Annotated in this window: 21 protein-coding genes and 1 other annotated feature; of the genes, 16 read left to right on the top strand and 5 right to left on the bottom strand. The window is 37.7% G+C overall.

Annotated elements, in window-relative coordinates:
- Positions 1 to 37: 37 nt before the first annotated feature.
- The 5 genes from KKW16_RS02590 to secF all read left to right on the top strand — a co-directional run bounded on the left by KKW16_RS02590 (position 38) and on the right by secF (position 4,082).
- The gene (locus KKW16_RS02590) at positions 38 to 556 is read left to right on the top strand and encodes a hemerythrin domain-containing protein (protein WP_048954214.1); all 519 of its coding nucleotides are present in this window, start codon (positions 38 to 40) and stop codon (positions 554 to 556) included.
- On the top strand, positions 553 to 774 hold the full coding sequence (locus tag KKW16_RS02585) for a sulfurtransferase TusA family protein (protein WP_046938956.1): 222 nt from the start codon (positions 553 to 555) through the stop codon (positions 772 to 774). Before KKW16_RS02590 ends, KKW16_RS02585 begins: the two co-directional genes overlap by 4 nt.
- Before the next feature lie 109 nt (positions 775 to 883).
- Positions 884 to 1,177 carry a preprotein translocase subunit YajC gene (gene yajC / locus KKW16_RS02580; RefSeq protein ID WP_005631054.1) on the top strand — a complete coding sequence of 98 codons (294 nt, stop codon included), beginning with the start codon at positions 884 to 886 and terminating at the stop codon, positions 1,175 to 1,177.
- 69 nt (positions 1,178 to 1,246) lie between these two features.
- On the top strand, positions 1,247 to 3,097 hold the full coding sequence (gene secD, locus KKW16_RS02575; protein ID WP_065264486.1) for a protein translocase subunit SecD: 1,851 nt from the start codon (positions 1,247 to 1,249) through the stop codon (positions 3,095 to 3,097).
- A 10-nt stretch (positions 3,098 to 3,107) separates the two neighbouring features.
- Positions 3,108 to 4,082 carry a protein translocase subunit SecF gene (gene secF, locus KKW16_RS02570; RefSeq protein WP_005634414.1) on the top strand — a complete coding sequence of 325 codons (975 nt, stop codon included), beginning with the start codon at positions 3,108 to 3,110 and terminating at the stop codon, positions 4,080 to 4,082.
- A 119-nt stretch (positions 4,083 to 4,201) separates the two neighbouring features.
- On the opposite strand, the gene efp is transcribed toward secF, so the two are convergent.
- Positions 4,202 to 4,768: an elongation factor P gene (gene efp / locus KKW16_RS02565; protein WP_005635150.1), complete on the bottom strand. Its 567-nt coding sequence runs from the start codon at positions 4,766 to 4,768 to the stop codon at positions 4,202 to 4,204.
- Between the two features lie 37 nt (positions 4,769 to 4,805).
- On the opposite strand from efp, the gene epmB reads away from it, so the two are divergent.
- The 7 genes from epmB (at position 4,806) to KKW16_RS02530 (ending at position 12,435) form a co-directional block, all read left to right on the top strand.
- A complete protein-coding gene (gene epmB / locus KKW16_RS02560; protein WP_048954212.1) occupies positions 4,806 to 5,822 on the top strand; it encodes an EF-P beta-lysylation protein EpmB in 1,017 nt (338 codons plus the stop codon).
- Positions 5,823 to 5,906: 84 nt separating this feature from the next.
- The gene (oapA, locus tag KKW16_RS02555; RefSeq protein ID WP_048954211.1) at positions 5,907 to 7,274 is read left to right on the top strand and encodes an opacity-associated protein OapA; all 1,368 of its coding nucleotides are present in this window, start codon (positions 5,907 to 5,909) and stop codon (positions 7,272 to 7,274) included.
- Positions 7,275 to 7,321: 47 nt separating this feature from the next.
- On the top strand, positions 7,322 to 7,726 hold the full coding sequence (locus tag KKW16_RS02550) for a hypothetical protein (protein WP_048954210.1): 405 nt from the start codon (positions 7,322 to 7,324) through the stop codon (positions 7,724 to 7,726).
- A 2-nt stretch (positions 7,727 to 7,728) separates the two neighbouring features.
- Positions 7,729 to 8,439, top strand: a complete 711-nt coding sequence (recO, locus tag KKW16_RS02545; RefSeq protein ID WP_048954209.1) for a DNA repair protein RecO — start codon at positions 7,729 to 7,731, stop codon at positions 8,437 to 8,439.
- Positions 8,439 to 9,755 carry a 23S rRNA (uracil(1939)-C(5))-methyltransferase RlmD gene (gene rlmD, locus KKW16_RS02540; protein WP_048954208.1) on the top strand — a complete coding sequence of 439 codons (1,317 nt, stop codon included), beginning with the start codon at positions 8,439 to 8,441 and terminating at the stop codon, positions 9,753 to 9,755. Before recO ends, rlmD begins: the two co-directional genes overlap by 1 nt.
- 77 nt (positions 9,756 to 9,832) lie before the next feature.
- Positions 9,833 to 12,064, top strand: coding sequence for a GTP diphosphokinase (relA, locus tag KKW16_RS02535; protein WP_048954207.1), 2,232 nt, complete (start codon positions 9,833 to 9,835; stop codon positions 12,062 to 12,064).
- Between the two features lie 14 nt (positions 12,065 to 12,078).
- Positions 12,079 to 12,435, top strand: coding sequence for a diacylglycerol kinase (locus tag KKW16_RS02530; protein ID WP_048954206.1), 357 nt, complete (start codon positions 12,079 to 12,081; stop codon positions 12,433 to 12,435).
- 77 nt (positions 12,436 to 12,512) lie between these two features.
- Here KKW16_RS02530 and KKW16_RS02525 read toward each other — a convergent pair whose 3' ends face one another.
- Positions 12,513 to 13,217, bottom strand: a complete 705-nt coding sequence (locus KKW16_RS02525) for a YggS family pyridoxal phosphate-dependent enzyme (protein WP_048954205.1) — start codon at positions 13,215 to 13,217, stop codon at positions 12,513 to 12,515.
- Positions 13,218 to 13,387: 170 nt separating this feature from the next.
- Positions 13,388 to 13,506: a sequence feature (Thr leader region), on the top strand.
- Positions 13,507 to 13,541: 35 nt separating this feature from the next.
- Between KKW16_RS02525 and thrA the strand changes: the two genes are divergently transcribed.
- The 4 genes from thrA to KKW16_RS02505 all read left to right on the top strand — a co-directional run bounded on the left by thrA (position 13,542) and on the right by KKW16_RS02505 (position 19,068).
- The gene (thrA, locus tag KKW16_RS02520) at positions 13,542 to 15,989 is read left to right on the top strand and encodes a bifunctional aspartate kinase/homoserine dehydrogenase I (RefSeq protein ID WP_048954204.1); all 2,448 of its coding nucleotides are present in this window, start codon (positions 13,542 to 13,544) and stop codon (positions 15,987 to 15,989) included.
- Between the two features lie 12 nt (positions 15,990 to 16,001).
- Complete coding sequence (gene thrB, locus KKW16_RS02515; RefSeq protein WP_048954203.1) at positions 16,002 to 16,946, top strand: homoserine kinase; 945 nt, start codon at positions 16,002 to 16,004, stop codon at positions 16,944 to 16,946.
- Positions 16,947 to 16,989: 43 nt separating this feature from the next.
- A complete protein-coding gene (gene thrC, locus KKW16_RS02510) occupies positions 16,990 to 18,264 on the top strand; it encodes a threonine synthase (protein WP_048954202.1) in 1,275 nt (424 codons plus the stop codon).
- A gap of 87 nt (positions 18,265 to 18,351) precedes the next feature.
- Complete coding sequence (locus KKW16_RS02505; protein WP_048954201.1) at positions 18,352 to 19,068, top strand: DUF554 domain-containing protein; 717 nt, start codon at positions 18,352 to 18,354, stop codon at positions 19,066 to 19,068.
- Positions 19,069 to 19,141: 73 nt separating this feature from the next.
- Here KKW16_RS02505 and KKW16_RS02500 read toward each other — a convergent pair whose 3' ends face one another.
- The 3 genes from KKW16_RS02500 to KKW16_RS02490 are packed head-to-tail and all read right to left on the bottom strand — an operon-like array spanning position 19,142 to position 21,303.
- Positions 19,142 to 19,636, bottom strand: coding sequence for a surface-adhesin E family protein (locus KKW16_RS02500; RefSeq protein WP_048954200.1), 495 nt, complete (start codon positions 19,634 to 19,636; stop codon positions 19,142 to 19,144).
- A 31-nt stretch (positions 19,637 to 19,667) separates the two neighbouring features.
- Positions 19,668 to 20,408 (bottom strand): pyruvate formate lyase 1-activating protein, encoded by a 741-nt coding sequence (pflA, locus tag KKW16_RS02495; RefSeq protein WP_048954199.1) that lies wholly within the window; start codon positions 20,406 to 20,408, stop codon positions 19,668 to 19,670.
- A gap of 13 nt (positions 20,409 to 20,421) precedes the next feature.
- Positions 20,422 to 21,303: a hypothetical protein gene (locus tag KKW16_RS02490; RefSeq protein WP_048954198.1), complete on the bottom strand. Its 882-nt coding sequence runs from the start codon at positions 21,301 to 21,303 to the stop codon at positions 20,422 to 20,424.
- Positions 21,304 to 21,430: the final 127 nt, after the last annotated feature.

Below are 21,430 nucleotides of genomic sequence, written 5' to 3'. Positions count from 1 at the left end.
ATGTTTTTTGACCGCATTTTTTAACAAAGGAAACCTTATGCAAATTCTTGAACCTCAACAATTCACCACCTGGAATGAACCTATTGAAATGCTTTATGCCTGTCATAGTAAGGTAAAACGTTTTTGTCGTCAGTTAAGCATTTTGCCTGATTATCTAGAAAAACACGGCTATACTCAGGCTGTATTAAATGATGTTGAGCAGATTTTAACTTATTTCAATCGTGCCGCCCCCCTACATCATGAGGATGAAGAATTAGATTTTTTCCCTCAATTAGTCAAAGTCGCTCCGCAAGCACAAAGCTCCATTGATGAATTAGAACAACAGCACGAATATTTGCATGAAAATTGGAATGCATTATCTGCGCAGTTAGAAGAGCTTATTTCTGAACAACGTCAAAATATTGATGAACATTTAATTGAATGCTTTGTTCAAGGTTATGATCGTCATATTGCGTTAGAAGAACCGTTATTTGAAATGGGGCGTGAATGCTTAAGTGCGGATATTTTGGCTGAAATGGGCAAGAGCATGAGTGCTCGTCGTCAAGTGAAAGAATGAAATATCAGCTCAATTTAACCGCACTTCGATGTCCAATTCCTCTTTTAAGTGCCAAAAAAGCCTTAAAAAATTTGGATAAAAATGATGAGCTAATGTTGATCTTAAACCTTGAAAGTGCGGTGGAAAATTTTTCTATTTTTGCAAAGGAAAATTCTGTTGCTTTGGTCGAGCAATATTACGCTTCGGAAAAAGAATTTATCGTTATCTTGAAAAAATAAAATTAATCGCCATAACGTAGGATATTGGGTGTGGTTCACCTTTCCCAATGAGCCAATTTATGGTATTTTAAGCGCAATTTTTAACTTAAATTAACAAGGAAAACATACAATGGAAGCACAAAACCCGATGTCCACGTTATTTATTTTCGTGATCTTTGGTTTAATTTTTTACTTTATGATTTATCGCCCGCAAGCTAAACGCAATAAAGAACATAAAAAATTGATGTCTGAGCTTGCAAAGGGTACTGAAGTTTTAACTGCTGGTGGTTTAATCGGCAAAATTACTAAAGTAACTGAAGGTAGCGATAGTATCGTGATTGCGTTAAACGACACGACAGAAATTACGATTAATCGTAACTACATTGTGAGCGTTCTTCCTAAAGGTTCATTAAAATCACTTTAAGAGTAACGTTAAATTATTTTCCAGAGCCACGAATTGTGGCTCTGTGCGTTAGAAAAGAAAAGGAAAACTATGTTAAACCGTTATCCATTATGGAAGAATTTGATGGTTATTTTTATTGTGGCCATCGGGATTTTATATTCTCTTCCAAATATTTATGGTGAAGATCCTGCGGTGCAAATTTCCGGTACGCGCGGTCAAGAAGCGAATACTAGCGTGCTTGGACAAGTTCAAGATGTGCTTAAAACCAATAATCTTCCAACCAAATCTGTCGTGCTTGAGAACGGCTCAATTCTAGCTCGTTTCACTAATACCGATGATCAACTTCTCGCTAAAGATAAAATTGCTGAACGTCTTGGCAATAATTACACCACCGCATTAAATCTTGCTCCGGCCACTCCAGCTTGGTTAAGCATGTTTGGTGCTAACCCAATGAAATGGGGATTAGACTTACGCGGTGGGGTTCGTTTTTTGATGGAAGTCGATATGAATGCTGCACTTGTAAAACGTCAAGAGCAATTACAAGACAGTTTACGTAACGAACTTCGCAAAGAAAAAATTCAATATACGACAATTAAAAATACTGAGCATTTTGGCACGTCTGTCACATTGGCTGATGCAAGTCAACGCTCTAAAGCGGAACGTATTATTCATCAGTTGCATCCAACCTTAGATATCACAGAGTTGGATAACGATAGTATCAATTTAGGTCTTTCAACTTCAGCATTAAATGAAGCACGCGACTTAGCCATTGAGCAAAACTTAACGATTTTGCGTAAACGTGTTGCTGAACTAGGGGTATCTGAGGCGGTCATTCAACGTCAAGGCGCTGAACGTATTGTAATTGAATTACCAGGTGTTCAAGATACTGCTCGCGCAAAAGAAATTTTAGGTGCAACTGCAACACTTGAGTTTCGTATCGTAAATCAAAATGTTACAGCTGATGCAATTTCTCGTAATATGTTGCCAGCTGATTCGGAAGTTAAATATGATCGCCAAGGTCATCCTGTCGCATTATTTAAACGCGCGGTCTTAGGTGGTGAGCATATTATTAATTCAAGTTCTGGTTTAGATCAGCATTCAAGCACCCCACAAGTGAGTGTAACCTTGGATGGTGAAGGTGGGGAGATTATGTCTCAAACCACCAAAAAATATTACAAGAAGCCAATGGCGACGCTTTATGTTGAATATAAAGATAACGGTAAAAAAGACGAAAATGGTAAAACCATTTTAGAAAAACATGAGGAAGTCATTAATGTGGCGACGATCCAAGGTCGTTTCAGTTCTAACTTCCAAATTACCGGTGTTGATAGTATCGCGGAAGCGCACAATCTTTCTACCTTATTGAAATCTGGCGCATTAATTGCACCAATTCAAATTGTTGAAGAACGTACAATTGGCCCATCTTTAGGTGCACAAAATGTAGAACAAGGGATTAATGCGAGTTTCTGGGGACTCATCGCTGTGATTGTCTTTATGCTGTTCTACTACAAAATGTTCGGTATTATCGCAAGTTTTGCTTTGGTTATTAATATTGTGTTGTTAGTGGGTTTAATGTCCATTTTACCTGGTGCGACACTTTCTATGCCAGGGATTGCCGGTATCGTATTAACCTTAGGTATGTCGGTGGATGCAAACGTGTTAATTTTTGAACGTATTAAAGAAGAAATTCGTAATGGTCGTCCAATTCAACAAGCAATTAACGAAGGCTATAACGGGGCGTTTACCTCTATTTTTGATGCGAATTTAACGACAATTTTAACTGCAATTATCTTGTATGCTGTGGGGACAGGCCCAATTCAAGGATTTGCGATTACGCTTTCACTTGGTGTGGCAATTTCAATGTTTACCGCAATTACAGGAACACGAGCATTAGTTAATGCGCTCTATGGCGGCAAACAACTTAAGAAATTATCAATTTAGGTAGGGAACGATGAAAATTTTTGCAAAAGATAAAGACGGACATTTTATCCGTGAAATCAATGGGATTAAACTCCCGTTCCCATTGACCGAATTTATGAAAATGCGTAAATGGGGCTATGTTTTTTCCGCACTTTTAATGGCCGTTTCGCTATTTTTTATCGTATCAAAAGGCTTTAACTGGGGATTGGATTTTACTGGTGGTGTTGTTTTTGATACCCATTTTTCACAATCTGCAGACTTAGAAAAAATCCGTGGTAAGCTCCATGAAAATGGTATTGAAAGTCCAATTGTGCAGACAACGGGGTCTGTTCAAGATGTCATGATTCGTTTACCAGCTACGGATAATGATTCAGGCATTGGCGATCGTGTAAAAGGAATGCTTCAAGAAGTAGATTCTGGCATTAAGATTCGTAGTGTTGAATTCGTTGGACCAAACGTAGGGGAAGAGTTGGCTCAAGGCGCGGTGTATGCGACATTAGCGACATTAGCGATGATGCTAGTTTATGTAGGCTCTCGCTTTGAATGGCGTTTAGGTTTCGGCGGTATCGCATCCCTTGCGCATGACGTAATAATTACTCTTGGTGTGTTTTCAGCATTACAAATCGAAATTGATTTAACCTTCGTGGCAGCGATTTTATCTGTTGTGGGTTATTCTATTAACGATAGTATTGTGGTCTTTGACCGTGTGCGTGAAAACTTCAGAAAAATAAGACGTCTAGATACGATTGATATTATTGATGTTTCTTTAACTCAAACTTTATCAAGAACCATCATGACCTCTGCGACAACATTAATTGTTGTTATTGCATTGTTCTTTTTTGGTGGACCATCAATTCATAACTTCTCTTTAGCGTTACTTGTGGGTATTGGATTTGGTACATATTCTTCAATCTTTATTGCAATCGCAATTGCATACGATGTTGGATTACGGCGTGAACATATGATCCCGCCTAAAGTAGATAAGGAAATTGATGAATTACCGTGATTTCTTGATAATCAACTAAAAGTAAGCCCCAGACTATAATTGTCTGGGGCTATTTTTTATTTAGATTTTTTGCTTTGAATAGCAGCGAAAATAACTTACCTTCGTTTAACAGTAAAATATTATTTTACGCGAGATACGTATTCGCCAGAACGAGTATCTACTTTGATTACTTCACCGATTTGAACGAAAAGAGGTACTTTTACTACTGCGCCAGTGCTTAATGTTGCTGGTTTACCGCCAGTACCTGCGGTATCGCCTTTAAGACCTGGGTCTGTATCGACGATTTCTAATTCAACAAAGTTTGGTGGAGTAACAGTAATTGGTGCACCATTCCATAAAGTCACGATACAATCTGCTTGGTCTAATAACCATTTTTCTGCATCACCTACAGCTTTTGCATCAGCAGAGTATTGTTCAAATGTTTCTGGGTGCATGAAATACCAGAATGCATCATCTTTGTATGAATAAGTTAAGTTAAGATCCATAACATCAGCAGCTTCAACCGAAGTACCAGATTTGAAGTTTACGTCTAATACTTTGCCTGAAATTAATTTACGAATACGAGTACGGGTGAAAGCTTGACCTTTACCTGGTTTTACGAATTCATTTTCAACGATTACGCAAGGTTCACCGTCTTGCATAAATTTTAGACCTGGTTTGAAATCACTGGTAGTATATGTAGCCATATTTTTAATATCCTAAAAATTAGAGATGGTTTGAAAAGTGCGTATTTTAACCCAAGAACCCGTCATTAGAGAAGAACAAAATTGGCTCACAATTCTAAAAAATGCGATTTCAGATCCTAAATTATTGCTAAAAGCCTTAAATTTACCAGAAGATGATTTTGAGCAATCCATTGCTGCGCGGAAACTTTTTTCGCTCCGCGTACCACAACCTTTCATTGATAAAATAGAAAAAGGTAATCCGCAAGATCCCCTTTTCTTGCAAGTGATGTGTTCTGATCTAGAGTTTGTACAAGCCGAAGGATTTAGTACGGATCCATTAGAAGAAAAAAATGCCAATGCGGTGCCGAATATTCTTCATAAATATCAAAATCGCTTGCTCTTTATGGCGAAGGGCGGTTGTGCGGTGAATTGTCGTTATTGCTTCCGCCGACATTTTCCTTACGACGAAAACCCAGGAAATAAAAAAAGCTGGCAACTGGCATTAGATTACATTGCGGGGCATCCTGAAATTGAAGAAGTGATTTTTTCAGGTGGCGATCCTTTAATGGCGAAAGATCATGAGTTAGCGTGGTTAATAAAACATTTAGAAAATATACCGCACTTACAACGTTTGCGTATTCACACCCGTTTGCCTGTTGTGATTCCGCAACGGATTACTGATGAATTTTGTACCTTATTAGCAGAAAGTCGCTTGCAAACTGTTATGGTGACACACATTAATCACCCCAATGAAATTGATCAAATTTTTGCTCATGCGATGCAAAAATTAAAAGCCGTGAATGTCACGCTTTTGAATCAATCCGTTTTGCTAAAAGGCGTGAATGATGACGCGCAAATTCTAAAAATATTGAGTGATAAACTTTTTCAAACAGGAATTTTGCCTTATTACTTGCATTTGCTAGATAAAGTGCAAGGGGCGAGCCATTTTTTGATTAGCGATATTGAAGCTATGCAAATTTATAAAACCTTGCAATCTCTTACATCTGGCTATCTTGTTCCCAAACTCGCACGAGAAATTGCCGGCGAACCAAATAAGACTTTATACGCGGCATAAGATCCGATAAAATATCACGTAATTTTTTTGCCGCACTTCCGTGGCTAATTAACATGAATAACAACAAGTATCAGGAGTAATCCAGTGGATTCTATGAATAAAAATCAAAATGAACAATCATCTCAAGATGAATTAGATTTAGGTCTTAATCAAGTTGAACCAATTACACCAAAGAAAGTGGTGCAACCTAGTGAGTCAATTTTTGATAAAGCAAAGGGTTTATTTGCGAAAAAAGATCATGTAGAAACAAATTTTCATGAGCGTAAAGAGCCCACTTTTGGGCATACTCCTGCTCAAGAAAGCGCGCCTTTTATTTCTAGCGAAACATTGAGAACAGAACAAGAGCCAGTTATTCAGACTGTATCTGCAGAAGAGACAATATCTGCTGTTGAAGAAGAAATTAAGACTGAAACGATTGCCACAGAAACTGTTGAGCAAGCAGAAAAACGTACTTTAGGCCAACCGGAAAAATGGAAAGTGTTGCAAGTATTACCAGCAAAACATCGCCGTTTATTTATGGCTATTTTGGCGTTGGTCATTTTATTAATTATTTTCTTTGCATTAAAACCAAGTTCTGACACCGTTGAGTCTTTCACTCAATCTAACAGCAATGAAATCCCAGTGCAGTTCCAATCTTTAGATCAAAATCAACCAGTTGAAACCACGATTTTAGATAATCCTCCTGCACAAAATCAGATGGCAGCAGAGCAAGCTAACCAACCTGAAAATGCGCCAAAAGCAGATGAATCAGCTAATAGTTTGACCGCTCAAAATCAACCTGCAGAAAACATGGCTACGCCACAAAACATGGCTGCGCCACAAAATATGGCTCAAGCTCCAGTTCAAACCTCAAATACAATGGATTCAGCTTCAGCTAAACCTATGCAAGCAGCTCAACCTGAGCAATCACAAACTCAAGCTCAACAAACTCAAGTGGAACAGCCAAAAGCACCAACTGTTGTAGCGCCAGTTCAACCGGTGAAAAAAGTAGTAGAACAACAAGTTGCACATAAAGATACCGCGAAAAAAGAAGTGAAAGTTGCGGAAAAAGCACATGTACCAGCAAAAGCAACTGAACAAACCGTCGCTAAAACAGCTGGAAAAGCACCAATTGTTGAGGCAAAACCGGTTCAAGTTAAAAAAGAAGCTAAAGTTCAAATTGTTGATGCAAAACCTGCAACGAAAGCAGCTGCACCAACTGTATCGGCGAAAACATTAACTGTGCCTAAAGGCGTTTCTCTTATGCAAGTATTCCGTGATAATCAACTTAATATTTCGGATGTTAATGCAATGAGTAAAGCAGCGGGTGCGGGCAATGTTTTAAGTAGCTTTAAACCGGGTGATAAAGTTGCGGTATCCGTAAACAGTCAAGGGCGAGTAAATGAAATGCGTTTATCTAACGGTGCGCGATTTGTTCGTCAGTCTGATGGTTCTTATGAATATAAAAAATAATTTTTAGGGCGAGCAATCGCCCATTTTTCTTTTTTAAGTAGGATGTTATGTTTAAAAAAACGTTTCTAATTTTAACCGCACTTTGCTTGGTCGGTTGTGCTCAAAGTGATTTACCAAAGAAGCCAGAGCCGCAAAAGATGCAGGTGGAAAAAGTAGATAAAGCTTTGCAAAAAGGTGAGGCGAAAGTTTATTTGTGTAAAGATGACAAGCAAGTTCGTGTTGTTCATTCCACTCAAAAAAAACGTAAAAAATTATTGCATCACATTACGGTGACGTTCAATTCTATGTCAGAAAAATTGACATTAATGATTTCTGAGCGCGGTAAGAATTACGGCAATATTCGTTGGACGTGGCAAGAGCGCGAGGATTTTAGTGTGCTAAAAACTAATTTAGGTGAAGTTTTAGCGGAACAATGTGTATTACAACCCGTAGAGCGTTTATCCGGTAATTAATTGTGCAAACCGAACTCCAACGTGGCTTTATTCTTCATCGTCGCCCTTATAGTGAAACGAGTCTTTTAGTCGATTTGTTTACTGAAGAAAGTGGTCGCCTAACCGTGATCGCCAAGGGTGCACGAGCAAAGCGTTCATCTTGGAAGTCGGTCTTGCAACCTTTCACACCTTTATTGTTGCGTTGGTCGGGAAAAAGCTCATTGAAAACCCTCACTAAAGCTGAACCTGCCGCAATTACACTGCCTTTACAACAAACCGCACTTTATAGCGGTTTTTATGTGAATGAGTTATTGACTCGTGTCATTGAGCCTGAAACACCGAATCCTTCGCTATTTCAACATTATTTAAAATGCTTAACGGGCTTGGCAACTGAAACCAACGTTGAACCAACATTGCGTCTTTTTGAATTTCAACTTTTACAAATTCTCGGTTACGGCGTGGATTTTCTGCATTGTGCAGGCTCTGGCGAGCCTGTGGATTGCACAATGACATATCGTTATCGTGAGGAAAAAGGTTTTATTGCTTCCTTAGTGAAAGATAATCTCACCTTTTATGGCAGAGATTTGTTAGCCTTTGAAGCCCTAGATTTTTCCGATGAGGCGGTTCGTCAAGCGGCAAAACGTTTTACTCGTATTGCACTGAAACCTTATCTTGGCGATAAACCGTTAAAAAGCCGGGAATTATTCACTCAAAATATTTTACTTTTAAAATAATGGTTCTTCTTTATACTCCAAAGCAAAAAACAAACAATGTTCAAACCATTACGGCTGATATTCTTGATTTAGATTATCAAGGTTTAGGCGTCGCGAAAATTAATGGTAAAACTTGGTTTATTGAAAATGCGCTTCCGCACGAAAAAGTGGAATGTCGTATTCTGGAGGATAAACTCCAATATGGGCATGCTACGGCAAAAAAATGGCGAGTAAAAAGTTCTGAACGTTTAGAACCTAAATGTGCTCATTTTATGCGTTGTGGTGGTTGCCAAGGGCAACATATTCCTATTGAAATGCAGAGAAAAGCGAAAGAATCCGCATTGTTTAAACGATTAAGTAAATTACAGTCAGAGCCGATTTCATTTCAACCTATGATTTGTGGCGATGCTTGGGCGTATCGTCGTCGTGTGCGTTTGAGTTTATGGTTTAATCCAAGCACAAAACAAATTGAGATGGGCTTTCGTCAGAAAAATACCAACGATTTAATTACTGTTCAATCTTGCGAAGTGGCAGAATCTGCAATTAATTATTTACTGCCTAAATTAACCGCACTTTTAGAAAAATTTTCAGCACCGAAACAGCTTGGGCATATTGAACTTGTGGTGGCCGATAATGGTGTCGCAATGTTGTTACGTTACACCAAAAAACTTTCGGAAATTGACCGCACTTTATTGCTCAAATTTGCTGAACAAGAAAAGCTAATGCTGTTTTTACAAAGCGATGAAGGCATTGAACAAAGCTATGGCGATGCACCTTATTATCAATTTTCTGATGGCATAAAATTACATTTTGATATTCGTGATTTTATCCAAGTAAATCGTGCATTAAATGAACGTATGGTCAATACAGCCTTGGATTGGCTTGAATTGAACCAACAAGATTGTGTGTTAGATTTATTTTGCGGCATGGGAAATTTTACGCTTCCTCTCGCCAAACGCGTGAAAAGTGCGGTAGGAATTGAAGGCGTTTTTGAAATGGTACAAAAAGCGGAGCAAAATGCTGCAAGAAACCAAATCAAGAATATTGAATTTTTCCAAGCCGATCTTGACCAATCTTTTATTGAACAACCTTGGGCACGTCAGTCGTTCAATAAAATTTTGCTTGATCCTCCACGTAGTGGCGCAGCTTTCGCGTTAAATGCTTTGTGCGAGTTGAAAGCAGAGAAAATTTTATATGTGTCTTGTAATCCCGCAACATTAGTGCGTGATGCGGAAATTTTACGTGATTTTGGCTACAAGATTGAAAAAAGTGCGGTGATAGATATGTTCCCTCATACGGGGCATTTGGAATCGATAACGTTATTCACTACAAAATAACTCGGTTATTCGGTACAATATCCACCCAAAATAAAAGCGACAGGAAGTTGCTTGCTCTTCATCAACAAGGGGGTGTTATGGTTGCTGTTCGTGGTTCTCATTTGTTAAATCCGCAGGATTTTGTGATTGAACAATGGTGCGCTGGCTTAAAACTGGCAGAACAAACAGAAAAAAGTTTGATCGATGCGTGGTATTACGCACGTGACTTAATGAGCACCCATCCCGATGAAATGAAGAATGCTACCTTGATGCTCCAGTCTGGTGTGGAAATGGTAGAAATTTTGCACGAACTTAATATGGATGCGGAAACATTGCTTACTGCAATGTTGTTTCCTGTGGTTGCAAATAAATTAACCGATTGGGAAAGCCTAAAAGAAAAGTTTGGTGCGAAAATCACTAAATTACTTAAAGGTGTGTTGGAGATGGATAACATCCGTCAACTTAATGCTAGTCACTCAGCTAATGCCTTACAAGTAGATAATGTTCGCCGTATGTTGTTGGCGATGGTGGACGATTTCCGCTGTGTAATCATTAAACTTGCCGAACGTATTACTTTCTTGCGTGATGCAGAGCATCGTTGCGCAGAGGAAGACAAAGTCCTTGCTGCCAAAGAATGTTCTAATATTTATGCCCCTCTTGCCAATCGTCTTGGGATAGGTCAGTTGAAATGGGAGTTAGAAGATTACTGCTTCCGTTATCTCCATCCTGAACAATATCGCGCTATTGCTAAATTATTGCAGGAACGTCGTCTTGATCGTGAACATTACATTGCTGATTTCGTCAGTGAGTTGAGCGGTTATTTACGCGAAAATATCGAGCAAGTAGAAGTCTATGGTCGTCCGAAACATATTTATAGCATTTGGCGCAAAATGCAGAAAAAGCATCTTGAGTTTAGCGGTTTATATGATGTAAGAGCGGTCAGAATTATCGTGCAAAAATTGCAAGATTGTTACACCGCACTTGGGATTGTGCATACTCAATTTAAACACTTACCCAAAGAATTTGATGATTATGTCGCGAACCCGAAACCAAACGGTTATCAATCCATTCATACTGTTGTTTTAGGTAAAGGCGGCAAGCCAATTGAAGTGCAAATTCGAACCCAACAAATGCATGATGATGCAGAGTTAGGGGTGGCGGCTCACTGGAAATACAAGGAAGGTAATACGGGCAGCATGTCTGCCTACGAAGAAAAAATTGCATGGTTGCGCAAATTGCTAGCTTGGCAAGATGATATTACGGATTCAGGCGAAGTGATGGCAGAGTTGCGTAGCCAAGTATTTGACGATCGCGTCTATGTGTTTACGCCGAAAGGTGAAGTAGTGGATTTGCCAACGGGATCTACACCATTAGATTTTGCTTATGCAATTCATAGTGAAATTGGTCATCGCTGCATCGGGGCAAAAGTAGCGGGACGTATTGTGCCATTTACCTATCAGCTACAAATGGGTGATCAAATCGATATCATTACCCAGAAAAATCCTAACCCGAGCCGTGACTGGCTAAACCCAAATTTAGGATTTACTCACACTGCAAAATCTCGAGCCAAAATTCAAGCGTGGTTTAAAAAGCAAGATCGCGATAAAAATATTCCAGCGGGTAAAGAATTACTCGATAATGAATTAGCGCGTTTAAATTTAAGTATTAAGCAAGTGGAACCTTATGCATTACCGCGCTATAACTTGAAAAATTTGGACGATCTTTATGCCGGCATTGGCAGTGGTGATATTCGTTTAAATAACTTAATCAATTTCTTGCAAAGTAAATTGATTAAAGTGACCGCTGAAGAAGCTGATCAAGAAATTTTACGTCATGTCGCTAACAAAAGTGCGGTGAATTCTCAGCAGAAATCTGAGAAAAACAATGGTTATGTGATTGTGGAAGGTGTGGGCAATCTTATGCATCATATTGCACGTTGCTGCCAACCTATTCCTGGCGATGCGATTGTTGGTTATATCACTATGGGGCGTGGTATTTCTATTCACCGAGCAGATTGTGAACAGTTCTTAGATTTGCAAGCGGCTCACCCAGAACGAGTAGTAGAATCTATTTGGGGTGAAAATTACGCAAGTGGGTTCCATATTAATATCCGTATTGTGGCAGGCGATCGCAATGGCTTATTACGTGATATTACGACCGTTCTAGCAAATGAAAAAATTAGTGTATTAGGGGTGTCAAGCCGTGCTGATACAAAAAAACAACTTGCAACTATTGATATGGAAATTGAACTCCATAATGTTGAAAGTTTGAGTAAAATATTGGCTCGATTAGCAAAATTAGATGATGTTATCGAAGCGAAACGTTTATAAAAATAGGAAAATTTATGTATAAAACGACGGGGCTAGCCCATTTAATCAATTCCACTAAATATTCATTACAAGGCTTAAAAAGTGCGTTTAAAAATGAAACGGCTTTTCGCCACGAATGTTTTTTAGCCTGCATTTTAATTCCTCTTGCTTTCTTTTTAGGCGAAACAAAAATTGAAATTATCTTGATGCTCTCTTCTGTTTTGCTTGTGATGGCGTTGGAACTTTTAAACAGTTCGGTGGAGGCTGTTGTCGATCGCATTGGTACAGAACGCCACGAGCTTTCAGGGCGTGCGAAAGATCAAGGTTCTGCATCGGTATTTATTGCCCTTTGTATTGTTGCTGTTGTTTGGGGGGGAATCCTATTTTTCTAATATACGGAATATTTTTTAAGGTACAGTATATTTTGGGGACGGCTTATGGAAACATAAGCCGTTTTTAATTATTCATTTTACTTTTGGGTATAATTTCTTGAGCCAAAAATAGCGGTACCAATTCTTACCATTGTTGAGCCACGTTTAATTGCGCTCGGCATATCATCGGTCATTCCCATAGAAAGGGTATCAATTTGTTGATTGGGTAAGGCCTGTTTTAGTTGTTCAAATAGATCGGACATTTTTCTGAACACGGCTTCTTGTTCAGCGATTTTATCAGTTGGCGCGGGTATAGCCATTAAGCCACGTAAGCGTAAGTGCAGTAAATTTTCGATGTGTTTTGCCAGTGTTAGCATTTCTTCTGGTTGAATACCAGATTTACTTTCTTCATCGCTGATATTAACCTGAATTAAGACATTCAACGGTGCCTTATTCGTCGGTCGTTGTTCATTTAAACGATCTGCAATTTTTGCTCTATCAAGTGTTTGCATCCAATCAAAATGTTCTGCAACGAGACGTGTTTTATTCGATTGTAATGGACCGATAAAATGCCATTCAAGGTTAATACCTTGAGATTCAAAATATTGGATCTTTTCTACACCTTCTTGCACATAATTTTCCCCAAAAGCCGTTTGTCCAGCTTGATAAGCCGAAATAATGGCGGAAATAGGTTTGGTCTTAGATACGGCAAGTAATTTAACAGTATTTTGATCGCGTCTTGCTTCTTCGCAAGCTGTTTTAATTTTTTGATGAATTAGGTTGAGATTATGCTGGATATCCATAGGTTCTCCTTTATAAAAGTGCGGTTAGTTTACACGAAATTTATTTACTGAGAAAATTTCTGAAAAATTTGTTACTTTCTGTTTGACAAGCTCGGGAAATTTCGGTATTTCTTTACGTATTCATTTTTCAAGATAAAACACAATGAAAAATAACCGCACTTTATCCGTAATCATTAGCACGATTACCACTATTATGATGACCATTACTATGATTAATGGCGCGGGTTAGTGCACCAAAAAACAGGATACAGAAAACCCGCGATTCAACTGAATAGCGGGTTTTTTTATAAATTCAAAAACACAATATCTCTAGGAGAACCAATCATGCGCGTACTTAAATTTGGCGGCACTTCGCTTGCAAATCCGGAACGTTTTTCCCAAGCAGCGAAATTGATCGAGCAAGCTCATTTAGAAGAGCAGGCTGCAGGTGTTTTATCAGCACCAGCCAAAATAACTAATCATCTCGTCGCCCTTTCTGAAAAAGCTGCATTAAATCAACCAACCGATACGCATTTCAACGAAGCAATCGAAATTTTCTATAACATCATCAATGGCTTACATGCCGAAAATAATCAATTCGACTTAAATGGCACCAAAGCGCTTATTGATGCTGAATTTGCTCAAATTAAAGGATTATTAGAAGAAATTCGTCAGGCAGGAAAAGTAGAAGATGCAGTTAAAGCGACGATTGATTGCCGTGGTGAAAAACTTTCTATCGCAATGATGAAAGCTTGGTTTGAAGCGCGTGGCTATAGCGTACATATTGTGGATCCTGTCAAACAATTATTAGCAAAAGGCGGTTATCTTGAGTCTTCTGTTGAAATTGAAGAATCCACAAAACGTGTTGATGCAGCAAGTATCGCAAAAGATAAAGTAGTGCTTATGGCAGGCTTTACTGCGGGTAATGAAAAAGGTGAGTTAGTGCTGCTCGGTCGTAATGGGTCAGACTATTCTGCAGCCTGTTTAGCCGCTTGTTTAGGCGCAAGCGTATGCGAAATTTGGACCGATGTGGATGGCGTTTATACTTGTGATCCGCGTTTAGTGCCAGATGCACGTTTATTACCAACTCTTTCTTATCGTGAAGCGATGGAGCTTTCTTATTTCGGTGCGAAAGTGATTCATCCTCGTACGATTGGCCCATTGTTGCCACAAAATATTCCTTGTGTCATTAAAAATACAGGAAATCCTTCTGCGCCAGGTTCTATTATTGATGGCAATGTGAAATCAGAAGGTTTACAAGTCAAAGGTATCACTAACTTAGATAACTTGGCGATGTTTAATGTATCAGGCCCTGGTATGCAAGGCATGGTAGGAATGGCATCTCGCGTATTTTCAGCTATGTCAGGAGCAGGCATTTCAGTCATTTTAATTACTCAGTCTTCGTCTGAATATAGTATTAGTTTCTGTGTGCCTGTGAAATCTGCAGAAGTAGCGAAAACTGTACTAGAAACTGAGTTTGCTAATGAATTAAACGAACATCAATTAGAACCAATTGAAGTGATTAAAGATTTATCCATTATTTCTGTAGTAGGCGATGGAATGAAACAAGCGAAGGGTATTGCTGCTCGTTTCTTCTCTGCGTTAGCACAGGCAAATATTAGCATTGTGGCGATTGCACAAGGTTCTAGTGAACGTTCAATTTCTTCGGTTGTGCCGCAAAATAAAGCGATTGAAGCGGTGAAAGCTACCCATCAGGCGCTTTTCAATAATAAAAAAGTCGTGGATATGTTTTTAGTGGGCGTTGGTGGAGTAGGCGGAGAATTAATTGAGCAGGTAAAGCGCCAAAAGGAGTATCTAGCAAAGAAGAATGTTGAAATTCGAGTTTGCGCTATTGCGAATTCCAACCGCATGTTGCTCGATGAAAATGGATTATGTTTAGACGATTGGAAAAACGATTTAGAAAATGCGACTCAGCCATCAGATTTTGATGTATTGCTTTCTTTCATAAAATTACATCATGTGGTGAATCCAGTATTTGTCGATTGTACCTCAGCCGAATCTGTAGCAGGGCTTTATGCTCGTGCGTTAAAAGAAGGTTTCCATGTGGTTACGCCAAATAAAAAAGCGAATACACGAGAATTAGCTTATTACAATGAGTTACGTCAAAATGCTCAAGCAAGCCAACATAAATTTTTGTATGAAACCAATGTGGGCGCAGGTTTGCCAGTTATTGAAAATCTTCAAAACTTACTTGCTGCGGGCGATGAGCTTGAATATTTTGAAGGTATTTTATCTGGCTCCCTTTCCTTTATTTTTGGTAAATTGGAAGAAGGACTTTCTCTTTCAGAAGTCACCGCACTTGCCCGAGAAAAAGGGTTTACTGAACCTGATCCTCGTGATGACCTTTCGGGACAAGATGTAGCGCGCAAATTATTAATTCTTGCTCGTGAAGCTGGAATTGAGCTTGAACTTTCAGATGTTGAAGTTGAAGGCGTATTGCCGAAAGGCTTCTCTGAAGGAAAATCTGCAGATGAATTTATGGCAATATTGCCACAGCTTGATGAAGAGTTTAAAACTCGTGTTTCTACCGCTAAAGCTGAAGGAAAAGTATTGCGTTATGTTGGAAAAATTTGCGAAGGTAAATGTAAAGTATCTATTGTTGCAGTTGATCAGAATAACCCTCTTTATAAAGTGAAAGATGGTGAAAATGCTTTGGCATTTTATACTCGTTATTACCAACCTATCCCACTTTTATTACGTGGTTATGGCGCAGGCAATGCAGTTACTGCGGCAGGTATCTTTGCAGATATTTTAAGAACATTACAACATTAATAAGGATTCCCAATGTTAAGAATTTACGCCCCTGCATCTAGCGCGAATATTAGCGTAGGTTTTGATACTTTAGGTGCCGCGATCTCTCCTATTGATGGTTCATTGTTAGGTGATGTGGTTCAAATAGAATCTATATCAAGTGGTTTTGAGTTAGAAAGTGCGGGCTATTTTGTTCGTAAATTACCGAAAGAACCACAAAAAAATATTGTTTACCAAGCTTATGTGCTATTTAGCGAGCAATTAAAATTACGCGGAGGAAATGTTAAACCTTTACGTTTAACGTTAGAAAAAAATATGCCTATAGGCTCTGGTTTAGGCTCTAGTGCTTGTTCTATTGTTGCTGCATTAGTGGCATTAAATCAGTTTCATGATGGCCCTTTTTCGAAAATGGAGTTGCTTGAAATGATGGGAGAATTGGAAGGCCGTATTTCTGGTTCAATCCATTATGATAATGTTGCACCTTGCTATCTTGGCGGTGTGCAATTTATGGTGCAATCGCTCGGCAATATTTGTCAAAAATTGCCATTTTTTGATAATTGGTATTGGGTGTTAGCATATCCGGGAATTGAAGTTTCTACTGCTGAAGCTCGAGCAATTTTACCGAAAAGCTATACTCGACAAGACGTGATTGCCCATGGTCGTCATTTAGGTGGCTTTGTGCATGCTTGCCATACCCATCAGGAAAACCTTGCGGCGATTATGATGAAAGATGTCATTGCCGAGCCTTATCGTGAATCTCTGCTACCTAATTTTGCTGAAGTAAAACAAGCTACACGCGATTTAGGTGCACTTGCCACAGGTATTTCAGGCTCAGGCCCAACAATTTTCTCTATTGCCCCAGATTTACAAACTGCAATTAAACTTTCAACTTATTTAGAGAATCATTATTTACAAAATAATGAAGGTTTTGTGCATGTATGTAAGGTTGATAACGAAGGCGCAAGAGAAATTAAATAAGCATAATTTAAATAGATAAAATTAAATTAAAAACGGATTAAATATGAATTTATACAATATCAAACATCCCGAAGAACAAGTCACTTTTTCTCAGGCTGTTCGTCAAGGACTTGGTCGGGATCAAGGTTTATTCTTTCCTGAAGTTATTCCTCAACTTAATAACATTGATGAATTACTTGAATTGCCTCTTGTGGAGCGTAGCCAAAAAATTCTAGGTGCATTAATTGGTGAAGAATTACCGAAAGCAACGTTAGATGAGATGGTAAAAAATGCATTCACTTTCACCGCACCGTTAGAAAAAGTGGAAGATAATATTTATGCACTTGAATTATTTCATGGGCCTACATTAGCATTTAAAGACTTTGGTGGCCGTTTTATGGCTCAGGCACTTGCAGCAGTTCGTGGTGATGGAAAAATCACCATTCTAACGGCTACGTCTGGCGATACCGGAGCCGCTGTAGCACATGCATTTTATGGATTAGAAAATATTAATGTAGTTATCCTTTATCCAAAAGGCAAAATCAGCCCATTACAAGAAAAGCTATTCTGTACTTTAGGTGGGAATATTCGTACTGTTGCGATTAACGGTGATTTTGATGCGTGTCAGGCTTTGGTTAAGCAAGCCTTTGATGATGGTGAATTGCGCCAAGCTATCGGACTTAACTCTGCAAATTCTATTAATATCAGCCGCTTATTAGCTCAAGTTTGTTACTACTTTGAGGCTGTAGCACAGTTGCCAAAAGAAAAACGTGATAATGTTGTGGTTTCTGTGCCAAGTGGTAATTTTGGTAACTTAACTGCAGGATTAATTGCAAAAACATTAGGCTTGCCAATAAAACGCTTTGTTGCCTCAACAAACGCAAATGATACAGTGCCACGTTATTTGAAATCGGGAAATTGGGATCCTAAAACGACAGTTGCAACCCTTTCTAATGCAATGGATGTAAGTCGCCCAAATAATTGGCCGAGAGTGGAAGAATTGTTTAAACGAAATGGCTGGAATCTAAGTGATTTAGGTTCCGGAATGCTAAGTGATAGTGAAACAGAAGATACCTTAAAAGCGATGCAGGCAAAAGGTTATTTATGTGAACCGCACGGTGCGATAGCTTACCAAGTGTTGAAAGATCAACTTAAAGCAGGTGAAACAGGAATCTTTCTGTGTACAGCGCATCCTGCGAAATTTAAAGAATCCGTAGAACGTATTCTTGGTATTCAGCTTTCATTACCTGAAGCACTGGATAAACATAATCAGCTACCATTGCTTTCTGATGAAATGGATAATGATTTTGCACAACTACGGGCTTACTTATTGAAGTAATAAAGTGCGGTAAATTTTAATTGAGATGTTAAAGATAGCGCTTGATATTTAAGCGCTATTTTATTTTTGAAAAATAGGGGAAGTATAATGATAGTGGGGCCTTATATTAATGCGGCAGCAATTATTACTGGCACATTAATCGGTGCAATGATTGGTGGAAAATTACCAGAACGATTACGAGTTAATTTAACATTAATTTTTGGTTTGTGTTCAATGTGTATGGGAATAGTAATGCTTTCTAAAGTAGAAAGTATGCCAGCAATGGTTTTATCTATACTGATTGGAACAATTATTGGTGAAATCATCTTGCTTGAAAATGGTATTAATAAATTGGCTAGCTATGCTAAAAGTCTAGTAGAACGGGTATTTCCTTCAGCCCCTAAAGGGATTAGTCATGATGAATTTTTAGGAAAATTTGTGGCTCTTGTGATTCTTGCTTCTTTTAGTGGAACTGGAATCTTTGGTGCAATGAATGAAGGCATGACAGGGGACCCAAGCATCTTAATCGTAAAATCTTTCTTGGACTTTTTCACTGCAATGATTTTTGCAACAACATTAGGTTATGCGGTGACAACAACTTTTATCCCACAAACCTTATTACAATCTATTTTGGCATATTCAGCAGTATTTATTATCCCTTTTGTCACACCTGAAATGCGTGCTGATTTTGGCGCTGTAGGTGGAGTGTTGATGATTGCTACAGGTTTTCGAATTTGCAATATTCAAATGTTCCACGTAGCAAATATGCTACCGGCACTTTTTTTAGCAATGCCGATTTCTTATCTTTGGCAAAGTTTCTTTTAATAGAGAAGAAAAATAGCTATAAATTTATTTATAGCTATTTTTTATTTCTATTTTTTATTTCTATTTTTTATTTCTATTTTTTAGTTGATTTTATTTCAGATATTTCTCTACCATAATTTACACAAATAATTTGTGCAGCATTATAAAGTGTAGTATCAGGCATTAGGCGTAAAGTATGTTTTTTTTGCTTTTTAGGGGCTGCACGTACGCCTTCGCCCCAAAATTCATCGTAGAAGTCAGTACGGACTTGGGTTAAGTGATAGTTTTGGCAATTTAATATTTTATATTGTCGAACAGAACGGGCATAACGTTTAGTTTCTGGATAAACAAATAAACCTTTATCTAAGTTAATCACTGCATCAAAATGGACAATTTGAGGTTCTTCATTATCAACCCAAATTGAACTAGTATCGATATAGTAATTTATATCTTTCACTAGACGAATATAGCCATTTCTAATTTCTATTGGTGTTGCGAGTTTTACATCTTGTTGTATTGGATTTTGTTTAGGATGAATAGAACAAGCGCTAAGTAACCCAAATGATAATATTAAAATCAGTTTTTTCATTATTTACTCCTTATGTTAGCTGACATTCATTCTAAAATTTTACAGTGTGCCCATAAGCTTCTAGGATTGTTTTAATATGCTCTAATGATTCTTTGGTTGGCGGTAATACATCTTCAAGCTCATAATCTAACCCAAGGGTTTTCCATTTATGCGCACCTAATCGATGGTAAGGAAGAAGTTCAACTTTTTCAATATTGGTCATACCTTCAATAAATTGACCTAATAAATGCACGTCGTGATCGCTATCAGTATAACCAGGAACAACAACATAACGAATCCATGTACGTTGATGACGTTTTTGCAAATATTTTGCAAATTCAAGGGTACGTTTATTTGGTACTCCAATAAGATTTTGATGAACTTGATCATTAAGCTCTTTTAAATCGAGTAAAACAAGATCCGTTACATCTAATAATTCATCAATAATATGATCATAATGACGTACAAAACCATTTGTATCTAAGCAAGTATTAATCCCTTCCGCTTTACAAGCCCGGAACCAATCACGCACAAACTCTGCTTGTAGCACAGCCTCACCGCCAGATGCCGTAACACCACCGCCAGTAGCATTCATAAAATGGCGATAAGTCACAACTTCTTTCATTAAATCTTCGACACTGATTTCTTTACCACCTTCAAGATCCCAAGTATCACGATTGTGGCAATATTTACAGCGCATCAAGCAGCCTTGCATAAATAAAATAAAACGAATACCTGGCCCATCTACAGTGCCACAAGATTCAAAAGAGTGAATTCTTCCTAAAACAGACATGACATCTCCAATATTATCTACATGACTCATTAATAAATTTGTTTTCTTTTATTATATAAAGAGAAACAGAATCTTTATCTATAAAAGCCAATAATGCATTTTCTTTTTTTCCATAACTATCTAATAATAAATTACACCTATTTGGTATTTCATTATATGAGGTAACCAATAGAAGCTCCCTAATTTCTTTGCTATCTCCATTTTCAGACAAAATGAATTGTATTCGGTCAAAGACAATCCAAGTTAAATATATATTGTTACCTAAAATTGCCAAAAATATAAAAAAACTTAATAAACGAAACAAACTAAAAAAATATTTTTTTAAAATAATAAAGTAAGAATATATAAATAAAATATTCATTAAAAAAATAATAAACACAAACTGAAGAATCAAACAAATAGAGAGCACTACATTTTGAAAATAAGGGAAATACTCAGAGGAATACCCTACAATACCAATAATTGTTGTATTTATACTAGCCCCAACAAAAGACTTTACCATAGGAAAAAAAACAACAGCAACAAGAATTGTTATTAGTTTATTTAATAATGAAATATTTTTATTTAAATTAATTTTCTCACCAAATCTCCTTACCTTAACCAGTAAAACCTGAAAAATATAAAAGGATGATAAAAACAATAATATTGCAGGAGTCAATATATCTAGAATTTCATTGCTAATATTTAGCTCATGTGGAATAAATAATAATGAACTAATATAAGGAAGATGAAACCTATACTCATACCAGAATAGTGTAAGTATTAGTATTAAGAAAGGAATAAATGAGGATGGCCTTTTTCTCAATATACATAGTAATTTTTCTAAATTTTGAGAACCATAATCATGCATCCACAAACTAAGCAAAGCAAAGAATACTATAATACCCAATATCACTTTATATTGCCCTTAATAAAAACAAAATAATGAAAATCCTCAAATCACTTACCATACCACAAGATTCAAAAGAGTGAATTCTTCCAAGAACTGACATACATAGATTTCCTAAAATTAGATATAGCTA

Source organism: Haemophilus sp. SZY H8 (assembly GCF_018829755.1).
GTDB classification, from domain to species: domain Bacteria; phylum Pseudomonadota; class Gammaproteobacteria; order Enterobacterales; family Pasteurellaceae; genus Haemophilus; species Haemophilus haemolyticus_K.
Note: the sequence above shows the minus strand (reverse complement) of the source record. Positions and strands in the feature narration are given on the sequence as shown.

What these genes read in the sequence shown, in the direction of transcription:
- KKW16_RS02500 (WP_048954200.1), bottom strand. Translation starts at nt 19,636, where the DNA reads ATGAAAAAACTGATTTTAATATTATCATTTGGGTTACTTAGCGCTTGT.
- KKW16_RS02530 (WP_048954206.1), top strand. Translation starts at nt 12,079, where the DNA reads ATGTATAAAACGACGGGGCTAGCCCATTTAATCAATTCCACTAAATAT.
- relA (WP_048954207.1), top strand. Translation starts at nt 9,833, where the DNA reads ATGGTTGCTGTTCGTGGTTCTCATTTGTTAAATCCGCAGGATTTTGTG.
- secF (WP_005634414.1), top strand. Translation starts at nt 3,108, where the DNA reads ATGAAAATTTTTGCAAAAGATAAAGACGGACATTTTATCCGTGAAATC.
- rlmD (WP_048954208.1), top strand. Translation starts at nt 8,439, where the DNA reads ATGGTTCTTCTTTATACTCCAAAGCAAAAAACAAACAATGTTCAAACC.
- thrB (WP_048954203.1), top strand. Translation starts at nt 16,002, where the DNA reads ATGTTAAGAATTTACGCCCCTGCATCTAGCGCGAATATTAGCGTAGGT.
- secD (WP_065264486.1), top strand. Translation starts at nt 1,247, where the DNA reads ATGTTAAACCGTTATCCATTATGGAAGAATTTGATGGTTATTTTTATT.
- KKW16_RS02585 (WP_046938956.1), top strand. Translation starts at nt 553, where the DNA reads ATGAAATATCAGCTCAATTTAACCGCACTTCGATGTCCAATTCCTCTT.
- KKW16_RS02590 (WP_048954214.1), top strand. Translation starts at nt 38, where the DNA reads ATGCAAATTCTTGAACCTCAACAATTCACCACCTGGAATGAACCTATT.
- pflA (WP_048954199.1), bottom strand. Translation starts at nt 20,408, where the DNA reads ATGTCTGTTTTAGGAAGAATTCACTCTTTTGAATCTTGTGGCACTGTA.
- thrA (WP_048954204.1), top strand. Translation starts at nt 13,542, where the DNA reads ATGCGCGTACTTAAATTTGGCGGCACTTCGCTTGCAAATCCGGAACGT.
- KKW16_RS02505 (WP_048954201.1), top strand. Translation starts at nt 18,352, where the DNA reads ATGATAGTGGGGCCTTATATTAATGCGGCAGCAATTATTACTGGCACA.
- KKW16_RS02525 (WP_048954205.1), bottom strand. Translation starts at nt 13,217, where the DNA reads ATGGATATCCAGCATAATCTCAACCTAATTCATCAAAAAATTAAAACA.
- thrC (WP_048954202.1), top strand. Translation starts at nt 16,990, where the DNA reads ATGAATTTATACAATATCAAACATCCCGAAGAACAAGTCACTTTTTCT.
- efp (WP_005635150.1), bottom strand. Translation starts at nt 4,768, where the DNA reads ATGGCTACATATACTACCAGTGATTTCAAACCAGGTCTAAAATTTATG.
- KKW16_RS02550 (WP_048954210.1), top strand. Translation starts at nt 7,322, where the DNA reads ATGTTTAAAAAAACGTTTCTAATTTTAACCGCACTTTGCTTGGTCGGT.
- yajC (WP_005631054.1), top strand. Translation starts at nt 884, where the DNA reads ATGGAAGCACAAAACCCGATGTCCACGTTATTTATTTTCGTGATCTTT.